Annotated in this window: 18 protein-coding genes; 9 read left to right on the top strand and 9 right to left on the bottom strand. The window is 73.4% G+C overall.

Annotation, left to right across the window (positions count from 1 at the left end):
* Positions 1–191 precede the first annotated feature (191 nt).
* The 3 genes from ABZ807_RS16355 to ABZ807_RS16365 all read left to right on the top strand — a co-directional run bounded on the left by ABZ807_RS16355 (position 192) and on the right by ABZ807_RS16365 (position 2,496).
* Entirely contained in the window at positions 192–395 is a 204-nt protein-coding gene (locus ABZ807_RS16355) for a cold-shock protein (RefSeq protein WP_007464836.1), read from the top strand.
* 221 nt (positions 396–616) lie between these two features.
* Positions 617–1,921, top strand: coding sequence for a DEAD/DEAH box helicase (locus ABZ807_RS16360; protein ID WP_357157714.1), 1,305 nt, complete (start codon positions 617–619; stop codon positions 1,919–1,921).
* A gap of 383 nt (positions 1,922–2,304) precedes the next feature.
* Entirely contained in the window at positions 2,305–2,496 is a 192-nt protein-coding gene (locus ABZ807_RS16365; protein ID WP_357157717.1) for a hypothetical protein, read from the top strand.
* Between the two features lie 64 nt (positions 2,497–2,560).
* On the opposite strand, the gene ABZ807_RS16370 is transcribed toward ABZ807_RS16365, so the two are convergent.
* Genes ABZ807_RS16370 through ABZ807_RS16380 form a run of 3 tightly spaced genes read right to left on the bottom strand, consistent with a single transcriptional unit; the run spans position 2,561 to position 5,269 of the window.
* Positions 2,561–3,445 (bottom strand): ABC transporter permease, encoded by an 885-nt coding sequence (locus ABZ807_RS16370; protein WP_357157720.1) that lies wholly within the window; start codon positions 3,443–3,445, stop codon positions 2,561–2,563.
* Complete coding sequence (locus tag ABZ807_RS16375) at positions 3,435–4,214, bottom strand: ABC transporter ATP-binding protein (protein WP_357157723.1); 780 nt, start codon at positions 4,212–4,214, stop codon at positions 3,435–3,437. Before ABZ807_RS16375 ends, ABZ807_RS16370 begins: the two co-directional genes overlap by 11 nt.
* Positions 4,211–5,269 carry an ABC transporter substrate-binding protein gene (locus ABZ807_RS16380; protein ID WP_357157726.1) on the bottom strand — a complete coding sequence of 353 codons (1,059 nt, stop codon included), beginning with the start codon at positions 5,267–5,269 and terminating at the stop codon, positions 4,211–4,213. The genes ABZ807_RS16375 and ABZ807_RS16380 overlap by 4 nt, the downstream gene beginning before the upstream one ends.
* Before the next feature lie 287 nt (positions 5,270–5,556).
* Between ABZ807_RS16380 and ABZ807_RS16385 the strand changes: the two genes are divergently transcribed.
* The 3 genes from ABZ807_RS16385 to nudC are packed head-to-tail and all read left to right on the top strand — an operon-like array spanning position 5,557 to position 9,204.
* On the top strand, positions 5,557–6,867 hold the full coding sequence (locus ABZ807_RS16385; protein WP_357157729.1) for a pitrilysin family protein: 1,311 nt from the start codon (positions 5,557–5,559) through the stop codon (positions 6,865–6,867).
* Positions 6,868–6,922: 55 nt separating this feature from the next.
* Complete coding sequence (locus ABZ807_RS16390; protein ID WP_357157732.1) at positions 6,923–8,260, top strand: pitrilysin family protein; 1,338 nt, start codon at positions 6,923–6,925, stop codon at positions 8,258–8,260.
* On the top strand, positions 8,257–9,204 hold the full coding sequence (gene nudC / locus ABZ807_RS16395; RefSeq protein ID WP_357157735.1) for an NAD(+) diphosphatase: 948 nt from the start codon (positions 8,257–8,259) through the stop codon (positions 9,202–9,204). Before ABZ807_RS16390 ends, nudC begins: the two co-directional genes overlap by 4 nt.
* 155 nt (positions 9,205–9,359) lie before the next feature.
* On the opposite strand, the gene ABZ807_RS16400 is transcribed toward nudC, so the two are convergent.
* From ABZ807_RS16400 to ABZ807_RS16415, 4 genes are all read right to left on the bottom strand, one after another.
* A complete protein-coding gene (locus tag ABZ807_RS16400; RefSeq protein WP_357157738.1) occupies positions 9,360–9,635 on the bottom strand; it encodes a hypothetical protein in 276 nt (91 codons plus the stop codon).
* A gap of 213 nt (positions 9,636–9,848) precedes the next feature.
* Entirely contained in the window at positions 9,849–10,082 is a 234-nt protein-coding gene (locus ABZ807_RS16405) for a DUF397 domain-containing protein (RefSeq protein ID WP_357157741.1), read from the bottom strand.
* Between the two features lie 74 nt (positions 10,083–10,156).
* The gene (locus ABZ807_RS16410; protein WP_357157744.1) at positions 10,157–11,134 is read right to left on the bottom strand and encodes a helix-turn-helix transcriptional regulator; all 978 of its coding nucleotides are present in this window, start codon (positions 11,132–11,134) and stop codon (positions 10,157–10,159) included.
* A gap of 373 nt (positions 11,135–11,507) precedes the next feature.
* The gene (locus tag ABZ807_RS16415; protein ID WP_357157747.1) at positions 11,508–11,750 is read right to left on the bottom strand and encodes a mycoredoxin; all 243 of its coding nucleotides are present in this window, start codon (positions 11,748–11,750) and stop codon (positions 11,508–11,510) included.
* Positions 11,751–11,843: 93 nt separating this feature from the next.
* Here ABZ807_RS16415 and ABZ807_RS16420 point away from each other — a divergent pair, with 93 nt between their 5' ends.
* The 3 genes from ABZ807_RS16420 to ABZ807_RS16430 all read left to right on the top strand — a co-directional run bounded on the left by ABZ807_RS16420 (position 11,844) and on the right by ABZ807_RS16430 (position 14,883).
* Entirely contained in the window at positions 11,844–14,009 is a 2,166-nt protein-coding gene (locus ABZ807_RS16420) for an ATP-dependent DNA helicase UvrD2 (protein WP_357157750.1), read from the top strand.
* 123 nt (positions 14,010–14,132) lie between these two features.
* A complete protein-coding gene (locus ABZ807_RS16425; protein WP_357157752.1) occupies positions 14,133–14,387 on the top strand; it encodes a hypothetical protein in 255 nt (84 codons plus the stop codon).
* A gap of 130 nt (positions 14,388–14,517) precedes the next feature.
* Positions 14,518–14,883 (top strand): WhiB family transcriptional regulator, encoded by a 366-nt coding sequence (locus ABZ807_RS16430; RefSeq protein WP_357157755.1) that lies wholly within the window; start codon positions 14,518–14,520, stop codon positions 14,881–14,883.
* A 303-nt stretch (positions 14,884–15,186) separates the two neighbouring features.
* Here ABZ807_RS16430 and ABZ807_RS16435 read toward each other — a convergent pair whose 3' ends face one another.
* Both ABZ807_RS16435 and ABZ807_RS16440 read right to left on the bottom strand, forming a co-directional pair.
* Entirely contained in the window at positions 15,187–16,518 is a 1,332-nt protein-coding gene (locus ABZ807_RS16435; RefSeq protein ID WP_357157758.1) for an AarF/ABC1/UbiB kinase family protein, read from the bottom strand.
* Positions 16,519–16,668: 150 nt separating this feature from the next.
* Entirely contained in the window at positions 16,669–17,730 is a 1,062-nt protein-coding gene (locus ABZ807_RS16440; RefSeq protein ID WP_357157761.1) for a hypothetical protein, read from the bottom strand.
* Positions 17,731–17,891 lie beyond the last annotated feature (161 nt).

The following is a 17,891-nucleotide window of genomic DNA, read 5'->3' on the forward strand; positions in this document are numbered from 1 at the left end:
TTGCAGTTTTGGTTTCCAGAGACTCTGTGTGCGCCTGGCGGATTGTGGCCCCAGGCGCTCTTTGTTGTGTCCGGAGTTCTCCGGGCGGGGCGACCAGAAGCGACAGGCGATTCGGGCATTCCCGCGCGGATCGCTCCTCTTCGAGTCCGCAACAGGTGCGGGTTCGACGTTCCGTCAAGGAGACAGAACACATGGCTATTGGCACCGTCAAGTGGTTCAACGCTGACAAGGGCTTCGGCTTCATCACCCCGGACGGCGGCGGCGCCGACGTCTTCGCCCACTTCTCGGCGATCCAGTCCTCCGGCTACCGGAGCCTGGACGAGAACCAGCGGGTCGAGTTCGAGGTGACCCAGGGCCAGAAGGGCCCGCAGGCGGAGAACATCCGCCCGCTCTGATCTTCGGATCGACCAGTACCACCCTCCGCGCCCTCCGGGCGTGGTGACGGGACCGGTCCGCCGCGCCGCCCCCCCGCTCCGGCGGGCGCGGCGCGTCGCGGCGGACCGGCCCGTACCCCTTCGGTTCGTGCTTGTGAGTCGCGGCGGTTCTTTCCGCCGGCGACAGCGCCGCTTCCCGGCGCCCTCCCTCGACACGTGCCGCGTCGAGGAAGGCATTCCGTATGACCATGACCATTCCCACCTTCGCCGCGACCGGTTTGGCGCCGGCACTGCTCACCGAGCTGTCGGCGCAGGGCATCACGGAGCCGTTCCCGATCCAGTCGGCCACCCTGCCGGACTCGCTCGCCGGCCGGGACGTGCTCGGCCGGGGCCGTACCGGTTCCGGCAAGACCCTCGCCTTCGGGCTCCCGCTGCTGTCGCGTACCGCCGGCCGCCGGGCCCGCCCCGGCCGCCCGCTGGCGCTGGTGCTGGTGCCGACCCGTGAGCTGGCCCAGCAGGTCACCACCGCGCTCGCTCCGTACGCCGGCGCCGTCGGGCTGCGCTGCGCCACCGTGGTCGGCGGCCTGTCGTTGCAGCGGCAGGCGGACGCGCTGCGCGCCGGCGCCGAGGTGCTGGTGGCCACCCCCGGCCGGCTGCACGACCTGATCAACCGGGGCGACGCCCGCCTCGACCAGGTCGCCATCACCGTGCTGGACGAGGCCGACCAGATGGCCGACATGGGCTTCCTGCCGCAGGTCACCAAGCTGCTGGAGCAGGTCGCCCCTGCCGGCCAGCGGATGCTCTTCTCCGCCACCCTCGACGGCGGCGTGGACAAGCTCGTCCGTCGCTTCCTGAGCAACCCCGTCTCGCACTCGGTGGACCCGGGCACCGCCACGGTGACCGCGATGACCCACCACGTGCTGCACGTCGACGCGGCCGACAAGCCCGCCGCGCTCACCCAGATCGCCGCCCGTGAGGGCCGCACCATCCTGTTCATGGCCACCAAGCACCGCGCCGACCGGGTCGCCCGCCAACTGCTGGCCAAGGGCGTGCGTGCCGCCGCGCTGCACGGCGGCAAGTCCCAGCCGCAGCGCACCCGGATCCTTGAGCAGTTCCGCACCGGGCAGGTGACCGCGCTGGTCGCCACCGACGTGGCGGCCCGGGGCATCCACGTGGACGGGCTCGACCTGGTGGTGAACGCCGACCCGCCGACCGAGGCGAAGGACTACCTGCACCGCGGTGGCCGTACCGCCCGGGCGGGGGAGTCCGGCACGGTGGTCACGCTGGTCCTGCCCGAGCAGCGCCGGGACGTCTCCCGGCTGATGAGCGTCGCCGGCATCAAGCCGCACTCCACCCAGGTGCGCCCCGGCGACGAGGCGCTGGCCCGGGTCACCGGCGCCCGGGAGCCGTCCGGCGTGCCGGTGACCATCGCCGCTGCGCAGCCGACGCCGGCCGCGCGTACCGGCAGCGGCGGTGCGGAGGGCGCGCGGTCCGCGCACCGCACGTCGGGTCGCTCCCGCCGCCCGCGCCGCCCCCGTACCGCCTGACCGTTCCCGTGCCGGCTGACCGTTCCCGTGCCGGCTGACCGTTCCCGTGCCGGCTGACCGTTCCCGGCCCGCAGCGGCCGCGCACCGCCCGACGGCGGTCGCGGGGCCGCTGCGGCGTTCTGCCGCCCGAGTGCGGGCGGGGGCAGCGCGCGCACCGCGCCGGCGGCGGTGTCCGCGTTCGCCCTCGGGCCCGGACCGCCGCCTCGCTGGAGCTGGCTGACGCGGCGGGGCCGGATGGGGACGCTGCGTGAGCGTTTTGTCGGCTGAGTCGGCAAACAGGCGAGATTGGGTCCGATAGGTGACTGTCCCGAGGCCCCTGTCTGGTCAAAGCTTGTCCTGGGGGAAGACCCGGCCGGGGACGGCCGGGCACGGGAGGGGTGACCATGGCGGGCGACGCCGACTCGGGGGCGGTGCGCGAACTGCTGGTGGTGCTGGTGGTCGCGGGCGCGGGGCTGTTGCTCGCCATGGTCGCGGCGTTCGCGCCCTGGCACCCGAGGCCGGGCCGGCCCGCCCCGGCCGGGCTGGTGGAACTGCACAGCCCGGCTGGCTCGGCTGTGGAGTGGACCGCCAGCTAGGCGGTGCGGTCCCGGGACCGCAGCCGGCGAGGGCGCGCAGTCGCTGCGCGCGGAGCCGTACACGTCACTGACCGGCCTGGTCCAGCACGCCCCGGCGGCGGCGGATCGCCTTGTCCGCAGCGCCGAAGGCCGCGTCGACCACCAGGCCGATGACCAGGATCACGATCATGGTGGAGAGCAGCCAGGGCGAGTCCGCCAGCTCCCGGGCGTAGGTGAGCTGCGCGCCGAGCGAGGTCTGCGAGATGCCGACCACGAGCAGCTCACCGGCCATCAGGCTGCGCCAGGAGAAGGCCCAGCCCTGCTTCAGGCCGGCGACGATCGCCGGCAGCGCGGCGGGCGCGATGACGTACCGGTAGAGGCCGAGGCCCCGGGCACCGAGGTTGCGGCCGGCGCGCAGCAGCAGCGGTGGCACGTAGTCGACGCCGGCGATCACCCCGTTGGCGATGGACGGCGCGGCCCCGAGCACCACCACGAAGAAGATCGCCTTCTCGCTCAGCTCGAAGAGCAGGATGGCCAGCGGGAACCAGGCGATGGACGGCATGGTCTGCAGGGCGGTGATCATCGAGCCGATCGCGGCCCGGAGCACCCTGGACCGGGCCACCGCGAGGCCGACCAGCAGGCCCACCGCGACGGAGAAGACGTACCCGACGGCCGCCCGGCGCAGCGTGATCGCGATGCCCTCCCACAGTTGGGCGTCGCTGGCCTGCCGGATCAGCTCCTCGCCCACGACCACCGGCCCGGGCAGGGACCACGGTGGCTTCCAGCCGCTCCAGACCACCACCTGCCAGACGCCGATGGCCAGGGCCAGCGCGGCGAGCTTCGGCCAGGTCGCCGCCCAGAGCCGGGCGCCGGGCGAGATCTCCTGCTCCCGGCCGGCGATCTCCAGCGCGTCCAGCCCGGAGATCTCCGCGCCGGTACGCGGCGCCCCGGTGAGGGTGTCACCGGCCATGGCGGCCCACCTCCGTACGGAGTCGGTCGGTGACCTCGGCGGCGATCGACGCGACCTCGGGGGAGTCGATGCGCCGGGGTCGGGGCACGGCCACCTCGGTCGACCAGATGATCCGGCCGGGTCGGCTGCTGAGCAGGATGATCCGGTCGGCGAGCCGGGCCGCCTCGCGGACGTTGTGGGTCACGAAGAGCACGGAGAGCTTCCGCTCGGACCAGATCCGTTCCAGCTCGTCGTGCAGGATGTCCCGGGTCATCGCGTCGAGGGCGCCGAACGGCTCGTCCATCAGCAGGACCGGGGTGTCCAGGGCGAGCGTGCGGGCCAGCGCGACCCGTTGCCGCATCCCGCCGGAGAGCTCGTGCGGACGCTTGCGGCCGAACTCGGCCAGGTGGACGGTGCGCAGCAGCTCCGCCACCCGCTCCCGCCGCTCGGCCCGGGGCAGCCCGCGCAGCTTCAGCGGCACCTCGACGTTGGCCTCGACGGTCAGCCACGGGAAGAGTGCCGGCTCCTGGAACATCAGCCCCGGGCTGGCGTCGCCGGCCAGCGCGATCCGCCCGCCGCTGGCCCGGTCCAGCCCGGCCACCAGGTTGAGCAGGGTGCTCTTGCCGCAGCCGGAGGCGCCGACCAGGCAGACGAACTCGCCGGGCGCGACGTCGAGGCTCACCCCGTCCAGGGCGAGGACGGCGTTCGCCCCGCGCCCGTACACCTTGGTCACGCCGGAGAGCGCGACCGAGCTGGTCGCGCTCTGCGGCGCCGTCGTGGTCGACGTCATGGCTGGGTGACCTCGGTCTTGCCCTGCGTCTTGAGCACCTCGTTGAGGTACGTGAGGTCGTAGAGCCCGTCGAGGCTGACCGGCTGGGTGAGCTCCACCGCGACCGCGTGGTCGAGCCCGGTCTTCAGCGAGGAGGCGATGGGGTCGTCGGTGAATTCCAGGGTCGGCCAGGCCTGCTTGATCAGCTTGACGTCCAGCGGCTTGCCGGTGATCTTGCCGATGTGGTCGGAGATGGCCTGCTGGGACTCGTCCGGCTTGGTGTTGACGAACTCGTTCGCGGCGACCTGTCCCTCGACCAGCTTCTTCACCACGTCGGGGTGGGCCTTGAGGAACTTCGTGCTGACGATCAGGTTGGTGATGACGAACTTCCGGTCCGGCCAGAGGTCGCGCTCGTCGACGAGCACCGTGCCGCCGGCGTTGACCAGCCGGGAGACGAACGGCTCGGGCACCCAGGCACCGTCGATCGCGCCGCTGCCGAAGGTCTCCACCGTCTGGGCGTTCTCCTGGGGGACGACCGTGACGTCGCCGCCGCCCTCCTTGGTGGTCTTCAGGCCCTTCTCCTGGAGCCAGTAGCGCAGCGCCACGTCCTGGGTGTTGCCCAACTGCGGGGTGGCGATCTTCCTGCCGCGCAGCTGCTCCATCGAGGTGATCTCGGGCTTGACCACCAGGGCCACGCCGCCGGAGGCGGCGCCGGAGATCACCCGGACCGCCTCCCCTTTGGACTTGGAGAAGGCGTTCACGGTCGGGTTCGGACCGATGTACGTCGCGTCGAGCGCGCCGGAGAAGACGGCCTCGATGGCGGCCGGGCCGGCGTTGAAGGTCTTGGTCTCCAGCTTGACGTCGGTGCCGAGCTTCTCGGTGAAGATGCCCTTCTCGACGCCGACGACGGCCGGCGCGTGGGTGATGTTGGGGAAGTAGCCCAGCCGCAGGGTGACCGGGCCGGAGTCGCCGGCCGCACTGTCGTCGCCGCACGCCGTCGTGGTCCCCGCCGTCGCCACGCCGATGACGGCGAGGGTGGCGAGGGTGACCAACCGACGGAAGGGGAGCCGTCTCATCGTCCATCCAATCCGCAGTATTCCTACTTAGTTGGTAGGAAGAGTGGGTCAGTGGTCCACCGGCGTCAAGACCGATCCAGGATCCGGGACGGGCGGCCCAGGAAATCCCGGCAATTCCCACCTGTTCGGTGCGGTTGGCGGAGTTCGGTCAGTCCATCGGCGGGCGACCCGTCCGCCGTGACCACCACCGCGCGCCACGGCCGCCACCGGCCGTCGCTTCGCACCGGCGGTCGCCGCTGCGCGGAGGTCGTCGGTGCCGGGGGTGTCGACACGTTAGGGTCGATCACGTGCTGACGCGCAGAGCCAGAATTCCCGCGACGAAGTATCCGGTCGAGCGGTACACCCTCGACAACGGCCTGCGGGTGGTCCTCACCCCCGATCGCAGCGCCCCGGTGATCGGGGTCGCGGTCGTCTACGACGTCGGCATCCGGTCCGAGCCCGAGGGGCGTACCGGCTTCGCCCACCTCTTCGAGCATCTGATGTTCCAGGGCTCGGAGAACCTGGAGAAGCTCGCCCACTTCCGGCACGTGCAGGGCGCCGGCGGCACCTTCAACGGCTCCACCCACCTGGACTACACCGACTACTTCGAGACGTTGCCGAGCAACGCCCTGGAGCGGGCGCTCTTCCTGGAGGCCGACCGGATGCGCGGCCCCCGGCTGACCGAGGAGAACCTGCGCAACCAGGTCGACGTGGTCAAGGAGGAGATCCGGGTCAACGTGCTGAACCGGCCGTACGGCGGGTTCCCCTGGCTGACCCTGCCGCCGGTCATGTTCGACACGTTCCCCAACGCGCACGACGGCTACGGCTCCTTCGTCGACCTGGAGTCCGCCACCGTCGCCGACGCCGCCGACTTCTTCCGCCGCTACTACGCCAGCGGCAACGCCGTACTGGCGGTCAGCGGGGACATCGACGTCGCCGAGGCGACGGCGCTGATCGAGCGGCACTTCGGGGACGTGCCGGCCCGGCCCGCGCCGCAGCGGCCCGACTTCACCGAGCCGGACCTGACCGCCGAGCGGCGCGCGTCGTACACCGACCAGCTGGCGCCGCTGCCGGCGGTCGCCGGGGCCTGGCGGGTGCCCGACCCGGTCGACGACTTCGCCGGCTACCTGCCGTACGTGGTGCTGGCCGAGGTGCTCACCGACGGCGACGCCTCCCGGCTGGTCGAGCGGCTGGTCCAGCGGGACCGGACGGTCACCGGCCTCGGCGGCTACCTGGGCTTCATGGGCGACCCGTTCGACATGCGCGATCCGACCGCGCTGCTGCTCCAGGCGCACCTGCCGCCCGGCGGGGACGTGGACAAGGTGCTGCGCACCATCGACGAGGAAGTCGACCGGCTGGCCACCGACGGGCTGACCGAGGGCGAGCTGGCGCGTACCCAGGCCCGGATGGCCACCCACCTGCTGCGGGACACCGACGCCGTGCTCGGCCGGGCACTGCGGATGGCGGTGCTGGAACAGCAGCGCGGCGAGCCGGGCCTGCTCAACGAGCTGCCCCGGCTGGTGGGCGAGGTCACCGAGGAGCAGGTCCGCGCCGCCGCCGCCACCCTGCGGCCGGAGCGCCGCGCCGCGATCGAGGTCATCGCCGGAGGTGCCCGGTGAGCGTGAGGAGTGAGCCGGGGTTGCGAGCCCCGCAGTCGCGAACGAAGGTGACCAGGTGACGACGACCACCCCCGCCACGCCCCGCGCGCTCCCGCCGCTCGGCCCCACCCGCAAGCTCAAGGTGCCGAAGCAGGCCGAGCGGCGGCTGGCCAACGGGCTCACCGTGCTCGCGGTACGCCGCCCCGCCGTCCCCCTCGTCGAGCTGCGGCTGTGGATGCCGTTCGGCCGTGCCCACCTGGCCCGCGGCGCGCTGCTCTCGCAGACCATGCTCTCCGGCACGCAGACCCACACCGCGACCCAGATCGCCGCCGAGCTGCAGAAGGTCGGCGGCGGGCTGTCGGCCGGCGTCGACCCGGACCGGCTGATGCTCTCCGGGGCCGGCCTGGTCACCGGCCTCGGCCGGATGCTGGAGATCACGGCCGACGTGCTCACCGGCGCGACGTATCCGGCCGAGTGGGTCGGCACCGAGCGGGACCGGCTGGTCGACCGGATCCAGGTGGCGCAGAGCCAGCCCGCGCACCTGGCCCGTACGGCCCTGCTCAAGCGGATCTACGGCAGGCATCCGTACGCGGTGCAGACCCCGGATCCCGACCAGATCCGCGCGGTGCGCCCACCTGCGCTGCGCAAGTTGCACGCCGAGCGGGTGCACCCGGCCGAGGCGGTGCTGGTGCTGGTCGGCGACATGCAGCCGGAGCGGGCGCTGGACGCCGCCGAGCAGGCGCTGGCGGGGTGGCGCGGCGACAGCCGCAGCGTGGACCTGCCGCCCATCCCGCCGCTGGAGCCCGGCCCGCTGCTGCTGGTCGACCGGCCCGGCTCGGTGCAGTCCTCGCTGCGCATCGCGCTGCCCGCGGTGCCGCGCACCCATCCGGACCATGCCCCGCTGCAACTGGCCAACCTGGTCTTCGGCGGCTACTTCTCCTCCCGCTGGGTGGAGAACATCCGCGAGGACAAGGGCTACACGTACGGGCCGTACTCGGCGGTCGAGCATTCGGTCGCCGGCTCGGTGCTGGTCGCCGCCGCCGAGGTGGCCACCGAGGTGACCGGCCCGGCGCTGCTGGAGACGATGTACGAGCTGGGCCGGATCGCCTCGTTGCCGCCCGAGCCCGACGAGCTGGAGCAGGCCCGCCAGTACGCCCTCGGCACCCTTCAGCTCGGCATGTCCACGCAGGCCGGCCTCGCCTCGCTGGCCAGCGCGTACGCCGGCAGCGGACTGCGGCTGGACTTCCTGGCCGAGTACGCCGCCCGGCTGGCGAAGGTGACCGCGGAGGACGTCGCGGAGGTGGCGGCCCGGCACCTCGCGCCGGCGAAGGCGGTCACCGTGGTGCTGGGCGACGCCGACCGGATCGAGGGGCCGCTGGCCGCGCTGACCCCGGTGCGGCGGGAGTCGGCGTGAGCGGTGAGACCACTCCGCCGCTGGCCCGTGCCACGCTGGGCCGGGCGGCGCACCGGCGTACCGACCCGGACTGGCTGGCGCAGGCCTGGCGGCGGGCCCGGGTGCTGGTGCTCGACTCGTCCCGGGAGGGGATGGCCTTGGTCCGCACCGACGCCAAGCCGCCGGCGCTGGTGCTGCGCGACGCGGCCGAGCTGGGCGCGACCGGGGACGCCGTGCCGCTCTTCCTCGGTGTGGAGCCGGACGGAGTGCCGGTCTTCGCGGTGGACGCGCCGCTGCCCGACCTGCCGGGCACCCGGGCGGTCAGCCTGCGGGAGGTCGGGCACCTGCTCGGCGACCGGGACGCGGGCATCTTCACCACCGCGCTGGCGCTGGTCAACTGGCATTTCGGGCACGGCTGGTCGCCGCGGACGGGGCACCGGACCGAGGTCGACGAGGGCGGCTGGTCCCGGGTGGACGCGCAGGGTCACCGGGTCTGGCCGCGGACCGACCCGGCGATGATCGTGCTGGTGCACGACCGGGTGGACGGTCCGGAAGGGCGCTGCCTGCTCGGCAACAACGCCACCTGGCCGCGCACCCCGGGGGAGCGCCGCTACTCCTGCCTGGCCGGCTATGTCGAGCCGGGGGAGTCAGCCGAGGCGGCCGTGCTGCGCGAGGTGCACGAGGAGGTCGGGGTCGCGGTCGAGCGGATCGCGTACGCGGGCAGCCAGGCCTGGCCGTTCCCCGGCTCGCTGATGCTCGGCTTCCTGGCCGAGGCGGACTCGGGGGAGCCGGTCCGCGTCGACCAGACCGAGATCGCGTACGCCCGCTGGTTCTCCCGTCGAGAGATCGGCGGGGTGCTGGCTGGGCGGGCGGTGGACGCGGGCGACGGCGCCCGGGTGATCCTGCCGCCGCCCTCCTCGATCGCCCTCTTCCTGATCCACCGCTGGCTGGACGGGCACTGCTGACCCGCTGATCGACACCTCGACGGGCCGGACGCGGTCCCGGCCCGGGACCGTCGTTGCCGCGACGGTCCCGGGCCAGGAACACGGACCGTCGTGGCGGATGGGGGCGAGGAACGCGGCGGGGGAGCCGGTCCGACCACGGCGGACGTCGATGGGTGTCAGGTGCCGGTGATCTTCCACCACTCCGGGTGGACGGGGGCGGGCTCGTCGAGCGGGAGCACCTTGACCCGTTGCCTGCCGGACCGGACTGAGCCCACGGTGGAGAGGGCCCGGGCGAGCAGCAGTGCGGCGTCGCGGTCCTCGGCGTGCACGATCTGGCGGCGGGGTTCGGGCGTGGTCGTCTCGTCCCGCAGCAGTCCACCGCCGGCCCAGGCGGCGGCGATGTCGTTGTCGGCGGCGGTGCGGATGTCGGTACGAACGATCAGGAAACGCATGACTGTCTCCGGATGGACCGCGACGGACGAGTACGCTGTGGAAGTTCCACGTCACTCTTTGGTCATGTTACGCCCGGACGCCGTCCCAGCAAGTGAAACGCGGCTATCGGTCGGGTCTCGTCCGATCAGCTGATGCCTGGTCGGGACGTTCGCGGGACGGAGACGACGAGGGGTCGCCGGCGTTGCGCCGACGGCCCCTCGCCCCTCATCGGATCAGTTCAGATCGAACTGTCCGTTCTTCGCGCCGCCGACGAAGCCGAGCCAGCCGGCCCGGTTGAACAGCAGCACCGGCCCGCTCGGGTCCTTGCTGTCGCGCAGCGCGACCGCGATCGGGCCGGTCCCCAGCGGCGCCACCTCCACGCAGTTCGAGGTCTGGCTGCGGGTGCTCTTGCGCCACGGGGCGTCGGCGAGCTGCCGGGCGTGGACGGTCTTGCGGATCTCGTTCATGGTGCTGCTCCTGCTCCTGGGAACTCCGATGGGGACGAGTGGCGCGCCCGGCCCCGACGGAGGTCCGGCGTGGATCACCGTTCCGTCAGGCGCCCGGAGTGTCGCTGGCGCTGGGCCGGCGCCGCTGCCGACCCGTGGGCCGCCGTGGACGGGGCTGCCGAGTCGGTCAGCCGCCCCGTCGCCCCGAAGAGCCAGGAGAGGGTGTCCGATGCGGAGAGCGCCGCCGAGCATAGCCACTCGAAGGCCACTTTATAGCGATTTACCGGGTTTGCCTCGTGTGACATGACGTCGATGAAGCCGCCTTCGATCGCCAGCGTCTCCGGATCCTGCGGATCGGCGAAGCGGTAGAGCGAGAAGGCGGTCGGCGGCAGGTAGAAATCGCCGATCACGGTGTCCCGTTGCAGCAGGTGCAGCGTGACGTTGGGAAGGATGGCCAGCTCACAGAGCTTCACCAGCTGTTCGTGCAGCACCTCGGGCGGTCCGGCCCGCCGGCCGAGCGCGGCCTCCTCCAGCACTGCCGTGTAGCGCGGGCCGTCGGCCCGATCCAGCAGCGACTGGCGGGCGAGCCGGGCGCGTACCTCGGTCTCCGGGTCCTCGCCGGCCTCGGGGTCACCGGTCGCGGTGGCCGCCCGGTCGGCCGAGACGATCCGCAGCCGCGCGTAGCCGGGGGTCTGGAGCAACCCCGGCACCAGCACCGGGTTGTACTCGCGGATCTCCGCGCAGCCGGCCTCGATCTCCGCCCAGCCGAGCTGCTGCTGCGTCATCACCGGGTACGACTTGCGCCAGCCGCGCATGTCGCCGGCCTCGTGGGTGATCCCGATCAGGTCGTCGCGCAGGTCCGGCTCGGCGCCGTAGAGGTCCAGCAGGAGGCGCACGTCATCCGGGTCCGGGCGGCTGCGCCCGTTCTCCAGGCGGGACAGCTTGGACGCCGACGCCCAGCCGATCCGCTCGATGACCTGGTCGCCGGTGAGCCCCGCCGCCTCGCGCAGGCGGCGCAGTTCGGTGCCGAGCCTGCGGCGACGCAGGATCGGGCTCGGTACGGCAGGAGGCACGGGTGTCCTCGTTTCGCCTCGACCGCCGCGGACGCGACGGCAACTGGATGAAAACCGCCCCCAACGGTCAGTATGGACGGCGCGACCGGTGCTGGAGGTTCCGGCGAGGGCGTGTCACGAGGCAAAAAGAGGACTGTGGAAGGTGTCAGCGGCCCGGGTGACGATGACCGGGCCGACCGCACCTCCCCCTGACGCGCCCCGGCCGGGCGCCACCCCCGCAGAGGGAACCCCCATGCGCACCGTCCTGCGCCGCCCCGACTTCCGACTGCGGGGCAGGGGCCTGCCCGGGATGCACGCGCCGCACCCCCCACCACGGCCTCGCCGGGCCGACAGGGCGCCGGCGTCGACGGTGGCCAGGGGGGAGGGGGCGGGGTCAGGCGTTGAGGGTGGTGAGGTGGTGCTTGACCTGGGTGATGGAGGGGTTGGTCAGGGCGCTGCCGTCGGCGAAGCGGAGCGTGGGGACGGTCTGGTTGCCGCCGTTGACGCTCATCACGAACTCGGCCGCCTGCGGGTCCTGCTCGATGTCGACCACCTCGTACCCGATGCCCTCCCGGTCGAGCTGCGACTTGAGCCGGTGGCAGTAGCCGCACCACGGGGTGGAATACATCGTCAACATGGTCACGTCCTCCAAGTGATCGCGTCGCCCGGTCTGGCGTTCAGGTCAGGCTAACCGCTGCAACATCACCGGGAGCTGAGATGATTCCTCGCTGTGGTGGTTCACTCAGCGGCGGAGCTCGTGCTCGCCGGGCTCGATCCGGAGCAGCGGTCGGCGGTGACCGCCCCGGCCGGCCCGGTCTGCATCCTGGCCGGCGCCGGCACCGGCAAGACCCGCGCGGTGACCTCCCGGATCGCCCACCGCGCGCTCTCCGGGGAGATCTCCCCCCGGCACGTGCTGGCGGTCACCTTCACCGCCCGGGCGGCCGCCGAGATGCGGGCCCGGCTCACCGCGCTCGGGGTGGCGGGCGTGCAGGCGCGGACCTTCCACGCGGCGGCCCTGCGCCAGGTGCGCTACTTCGCGCCCCGGCTGCTGGAGGGGCGCGCCATGCCGGAGCTGCTGGACAGCAAGGTCCGGGTGGTCACCCTGGCCGCCGCCAAGGTCGGCCTGCGCGCCGACCGGGCCGCCGCGCGGGACCTCGCCGGTGAGATCGAGTGGGCCAAGTCGTCGCTGGTCGAGCCGGGGGAGTACGTGATCGCCGCGGCCAAGGCGCTGCGCGAGACGCCGTACGAGCCGGCGAAGGTGGCCGACGTCTTCGCCGCGTACGAGCGGCTCAAGCGCGGCAACGGCGTGATCGACTTCGAGGACATGCTGCGCGCCGCGGTCTGGGGGATCGAGGAGCACCGGGACGTCGCCGAGCAGGTGCGCGGCCAGTACCGGCACTTCGTCGTCGACGAGTACCAGGACGTCAACCCGTTGCAGCAGCGGCTGCTGGCGGCCTGGCTCGGCGGTCGGGACGACCTGACCGTGGTGGGCGACGCCAGCCAGACGATCTACTCGTTCACCGGGGCCACCTCGTCGTACCTGGTCGACTTCCCGCGGCGGCACCGCGGGGCGACCGTGATCCGGCTGGTTCGCGACTACCGCTCCACCCCCCAGGTGGTCGGGCTGGCCAACGCGGTGATCTCGCAGGCCCGGGGCGCCGAGGCCCGGCTCCGCCTGGAGCTGCACGGGCAGCGCCCGCCCGGTCCGGAGCCGGAGCTGCGGATCTTCACCGACGAGCCGGCCGAGGCTGCCGCCGTCGCGGCCCGCTGCCGGACCCTGGTCGACGGGGGCACCCCGGCGAAGGAGATCGCCGTGCTGTTCCGGACCAACGCGCAGTCCGAGGCGTACGAGAAGGCGTTGACCGAGGCCGGCGTGCCGTACGTGGTGCAGGGGGCGGAGCGGTTCTTCGAACGGGTCGAGGTGCGCCAGGCGATGGTCGCCCTGCGGGCCGCCACCCGCTCGATCCCGGGGGAGACCCCGCTGCCGGCCGCCGTGGTCGAGGCGCTCGCCGCGGTGGGCTGGGCCCCCGACGCGCCCCCGGCCGGCGGCGCCGCGCGGGAACGCTGGGAGGCGCTCGCCGCGCTGGTCCAGCTCGCCGAGGAGTACGCGGCGACGCCGGAGGTGCTGCCGATCGGCGCGGCCGCCGCGGTGGAGCGCCCGGTGACCCTGACCGACTTCAACGAGGAGCTGGCCCGCCGGGCCGCCCAGCAGCACGTGCCCACGGTCGACGGGGTGACGCTGGCATCCCTGCACTCGGCCAAGGGGCTGGAGTGGGACGCCGTCTTCCTGGTCGGGCTCTCCGAGGGCACCCTGCCCACCACGTACGCCCGTACCCCGGAGCAGGTCGAGGAGGAGCGCCGGCTGCTCTACGTCGGGATCACCCGGGCCCGGCAGTGGCTCTGGCTGTCGTACGCCTCGGCCCGCTCGCCCGGTGGGCGGGCCCGGCGGCCGTCCCGGTTCCTGCCGCAGCTGGACCGCTCCGGCGGCGGCGAGCGGGCGGGCAGCAGCGCGGCGAAGCGGACCGCCGCCCGGCGGCCCGCCACCCAGGTGGTCTCCTGCCGGATCTGCGGCGCGACCCTGCTCGCCGGCCCGGACCGCAAGCTGGGCCGCTGCCCGACCTGCCCGTCCGACATCGACGAGGACCTGTACGAGCGGCTATGTGACTGGCGGGCCCGGGTGGCCGGCGCGCAGAAGGTCCCCGCGTACGTGGTCTTCACCGACGCCACCCTGACCGCGCTGGCCGAGCGGCGTCCCGGGCGGGCCGAGGAGCTGATCGCCATCGCCGGCATCGGCCCCCGCAAGCTGGGCCTCTACGGCGAGGCGGTGCTGGCGCTGGTGGACGGGGCGGCGGTGGACGACATCGCGCCGGAGAAAACTTTCGAAATCTCGTCCTAAATTCGTTTGCCCTCGCCCCCGGGCGAGGAATAGCCTCATGGCACACCTCTGGAGCGGCGCCATTCCGGCTGCTCACGGGGTGGAGACCCAGTCGGCACGAGGAGCGTGAGGGAGGTGGCACCCGTGGAGATCTTCACCTATGAGCGTCCGGCGGCGATGCCAGCTGCCTGCGCTCCGCTGTCGGCTGTCCAGGTGGCCCTTGCCGCCACGCGACCGTCGGTTCCGCAGGTGCACCAGGTCCAGGCTCAGGCCGAGCTGACCCTGGCCGTCGCGCCGATCGGAGTCGAGGGGACCAGTGGCTTCGTGGGCATGGGCATCGGTGTCGCCAAGAAGCGCACGGATGTCCGCGGCGTTCCACCTCGAGGTAGACCGGTCTGAACCCCAGACCACCGGCTCACCTCGAGGCCGCGGAACCCGCTTACCGGGATCCGCGGCCTTAGTTTTTTTGCCCCGCCGTACGTCGGAAATGCGATCCACGAGATCGAAGTGAGAGAGAGGTGACCGGGCGATGAGTCTGGCGTTGGCCCCACTCGACGTGAGTGTCGAGATGGAGGCGAACCTGCCCTGCCGGAAGTTCGACCCCGACCTGTGGTTCTCCGACTCGCCCGCCGAGCTCGAGCTGGCCAAGTCGCTCTGCGGGGACTGCCCGCTGCGCGTCGAGTGCCTGGCCGGTGCGGTGGAGCGGGCCGAACCGTGGGGCGTCTGGGGCGGCGAGATCTTCGAGCGTGGCGCGGTCGTCCCGCGCAAGCGGCCCCGTGGCCGCCCGCGCAAGGAGGACGTCGCCCGCGACGCGGCGCTCCGGGTCGAGGCCGAGGCGCGACTGGCTGCCAGTGGTGTGGCCCCGTCGCGCAGTGCGGTCCGGCTGGCGGCCTGACAACTTCCCGATCCGATCCCCGCCGGTGTCACACCGGCCGCGAGAAAGCCGAAACCGATGCTGCTGAACTTCCCGAATGGAACCGAGATGCAACTACTCCACGAAGCGTTGTCCCGGGCCCGAATGCGACGGCCTCAGGCCGGTCGTACCACCACGAGCACTGAGGCAACCCGTTCCGCCCGTACCGTCGCGATGAAGAGCCGGAGCCAGTCGGCCCGCGACCTGGGCGTTCTCTAGATCCCTACCGATGCGGGGGCGGTGACCGGAGTCCGGTCACCGCCCCCGCGGCGTTTCGTGGCCTCGTCAGGCCACCGGCGCGAAGCCGGGCAGCCAGCGTTCCAGGATCCCCCGGTACGGCGCCTTCGCCTCCAACTGGCACAGCACCCCGATCGACCCCAGCGTCACCCGGTGGATGAGCAGGTACGACGGCGGCAGGTTGAGCTGCCGGCTCAACTGGAAGGCCGGTGACCGGGGGCTGGCCAGCCGGGTCGCCTCGGACCGCAGCCAGGCCCGGGTGAAGCGGAACTCCTCCTCGGCGACCGGGGTCAGCATCGGCTGGAGGTAGTCCAGCAGTGCCTGCGCGTCGACCGGCTCGGTCTGGCTGATGAAACCCTCCTCGCGCAGCCCGGCGACCACCGCGTCGGCGTCGCCGCGCAGCGCCAGCCCGGCCAGCCGGCCGATCGGCTCTGGGGTGCCCTCGGGCATCCGGGCCACCGCGCCGAAGTCGATCACGCCGAGCCGGCCGTCGGGCAGCAGCCGGAAGTTGCCGGGGTGCGGGTCGGCGTGCAGCAGGCCGGCCCGGGGCGGCGCGGACAGGTGCAGGGTGGCCATCAGCCGGCCCGCCTCGTCGCGCTGCTCCTCGGTGCCCTCCCGGATGATGTTCGCCAGCGGCGTTCCCTCGATCCAGCCGGTGACCAGCACCCGGGGCGAGGCGGAGAGCACCGCCGGGATGAAGATCTCCGGATCGTCGGCGTACGCGGCGGCGAAGGCGCGCTGCGACTCGGCCTCCAGCTCGTAGTCCAACTCCTCGGTGATCCGTTCCCGGAGCTCGACCAGCAGGGGCTTGACGTCGAGACCCGGCTGGATGGCCCGGAACATTCCGCCCAGCCGGGAGAGCTGCTTGAGGTCGGCGAGCAGCGCGTCACCGGCGCCCGGGTACTGGATCTTGACGGCCGCCGTCCGTGCCGCGCCGGTCTCCGGGTCACGCCAGACCGCCTTGTGCACCTGACCGATGCTCGCTGCGGCGGCCGGGGTGTCGTCGAAGGAGACGAACCGGTCCCGCCAGTCCGGCCCAAGCTGCTCGGCGAGCACCTTGTGCACGGTCGCCGCGGGCAGCGGCGGCGCCGCCTCCTGGAGCTTGGTCAACGCCTGCCGGTAGGGGGCGGCGATCTCCTCCGGCAGGGCCGCCTCGAAGACCGACAGCGCCTGACCGAACTTCATGGCGCCACCCTTGAGCTGCCCGAGGACGCTGAAGAGCTGCTCGGCGGTGCGCTGCTGGATCTCGGCGGAGATGACGTCGGAGGCGAGCCCGGTGACGCGCTTACCCATGCCGAGGACGGTCCGCCCGGCGAAGCCGAGCGGCAGAGCGGCGAGCTTGGCGGTCCGGGACACGGCCCGGCGCGGGATGTCGGTCACCCGGTCATTGTTACCGACCGAGTGGGCCGGCTGCTGCTCCGAAGCCGGGCTCGACCCCGGCTTCCCCCCTCCGCGCCGCCTTCGTACCCGCGCGTCCCGTCGCCGTGGCCGGCCGGGCACCGGCTCGGCCGCCGTCACGCCCTGCCGCCGTCATTCTCGGTGGCCGGCACACCCGCAGGAGGGGTGCGGAGGCCAGACCCGGCGCCGGAACCGGCCGGCCGCGCCGATCTCCACGGCGCAGCCGAGCGTCTCCGGTGCGCCGCCGTCGAGGTGAGCCAGCGCCTCGGCGACCGCGTACCCGACGGCGGCCAGCAGGGTGGCGGCGGCGCACGCCTGGTCGGCCGGGTCCGCCGCGAGCTGGGCGGCGAGCCCGGGCCAGCCCGGGTCCCGGTCGGCCCGGTGCAGGTCCAGGCAGTGCAGGCAGGGCCCGACCGGCGGCCGGACCAGCGGCCCGACCACGGGTACGCCCTCGCGCAGGCCGAGCAGCAGGTGCGGCTGGCGGCGTTGGGCGTACCCGGCGGCGAGCAGGGCGGCCGGCCGGTCCGCGCCGAGGTGGACCACCAGCTCCACCCGGCCGCGGCGCAGCGGGCGGGTCTGCGTACCGGGGGCGGTCCGGCCGATCGCCGAGCGGAGCGCGGCGGCCAGCGGACGCCCGACGTCGGACCCGGCCAGGCCGGTGCCGACCAGGTCGGCGGGGCCGACCGGGCCGGTGAGTTCGGGCGCCACGTGGCCCACCCCGGCCTGCGCCAACGCGACGGCGACCGGGCCGCCGAGCCGGCCGGCGCCGGTGACCACCACCCGGGCGGCCCGCCGGCGGCGAAGGACCTGCGCCGGGGTGCCGGGCAGCGTGGGACCGGCCAGCGCGAGCGCCCCGGCCTCCGCGGCGAGGCGGCTGCGCGCCGCCCCGGCCAGGTCCCGGGGAAGCAGCGTGTGCGCGGGTACGACCAGACCGGCGGCGCGCAGCGCGTCGAGCAGCTCGCGGGCCTCGTCAGGGCCGACCCGGGCGGCCTCGGCGTGGGCCAGGATGCCGCGCTCGCTGCGGCTGCCGTCGAGCAGGTCGAGCAGCCGCGCGGCGCGCGGGTTGGCGACTTCGAGCAGGACGGCGCGACCCGGGTCGAGGCCGAGTTGCAGGGTGTGCCGGTCGCGCCAGAGCCGGGTCAGGCCGGGCAGCAGCGTCGGGCGGGGCAGGGCCGGGCGGGTTGACGGGCTCATGACGACGGATCGTGATCGATTCCCCGTTGCTCGTCGATCGTTGTCCACAGGTACGCGGGCCTCTGCCCAGCGCTGTCCACAGGAAATGGCGGGATATCCACAACCGGCGGGTAACTCTGTCACCCACCCGACAGCTTCGCCGAGGCTCGGACGACGCGGGG

This window comes from Micromonospora sp. NPDC047548 (assembly GCF_040642975.1).
Lineage (GTDB): Bacteria > Actinomycetota > Actinomycetes > Mycobacteriales > Micromonosporaceae > Micromonospora.

What these genes read in the sequence shown, in the direction of transcription:
- ABZ807_RS16375 (WP_357157723.1), bottom strand. Translation starts at nt 4,214, where the DNA reads ATGACGTCGACCACGACGGCGCCGCAGAGCGCGACCAGCTCGGTCGCG.
- ABZ807_RS16355 (WP_007464836.1), top strand. Translation starts at nt 192, where the DNA reads ATGGCTATTGGCACCGTCAAGTGGTTCAACGCTGACAAGGGCTTCGGC.
- ABZ807_RS16380 (WP_357157726.1), bottom strand. Translation starts at nt 5,269, where the DNA reads ATGAGACGGCTCCCCTTCCGTCGGTTGGTCACCCTCGCCACCCTCGCC.
- ABZ807_RS16400 (WP_357157738.1), bottom strand. Translation starts at nt 9,635, where the DNA reads ATGCGTTTCCTGATCGTTCGTACCGACATCCGCACCGCCGCCGACAAC.
- ABZ807_RS16370 (WP_357157720.1), bottom strand. Translation starts at nt 3,445, where the DNA reads ATGGCCGGTGACACCCTCACCGGGGCGCCGCGTACCGGCGCGGAGATC.
- ABZ807_RS16405 (WP_357157741.1), bottom strand. Translation starts at nt 10,082, where the DNA reads ATGAACGAGATCCGCAAGACCGTCCACGCCCGGCAGCTCGCCGACGCC.
- ABZ807_RS16365 (WP_357157717.1), top strand. Translation starts at nt 2,305, where the DNA reads ATGGCGGGCGACGCCGACTCGGGGGCGGTGCGCGAACTGCTGGTGGTG.
- ABZ807_RS16440 (WP_357157761.1), bottom strand. Translation starts at nt 17,730, where the DNA reads ATGAGCCCGTCAACCCGCCCGGCCCTGCCCCGCCCGACGCTGCTGCCC.
- ABZ807_RS16360 (WP_357157714.1), top strand. Translation starts at nt 617, where the DNA reads ATGACCATGACCATTCCCACCTTCGCCGCGACCGGTTTGGCGCCGGCA.
- ABZ807_RS16415 (WP_357157747.1), bottom strand. Translation starts at nt 11,750, where the DNA reads ATGTTGACGATGTATTCCACCCCGTGGTGCGGCTACTGCCACCGGCTC.
- ABZ807_RS16430 (WP_357157755.1), top strand. Translation starts at nt 14,518, where the DNA reads ATGAGTCTGGCGTTGGCCCCACTCGACGTGAGTGTCGAGATGGAGGCG.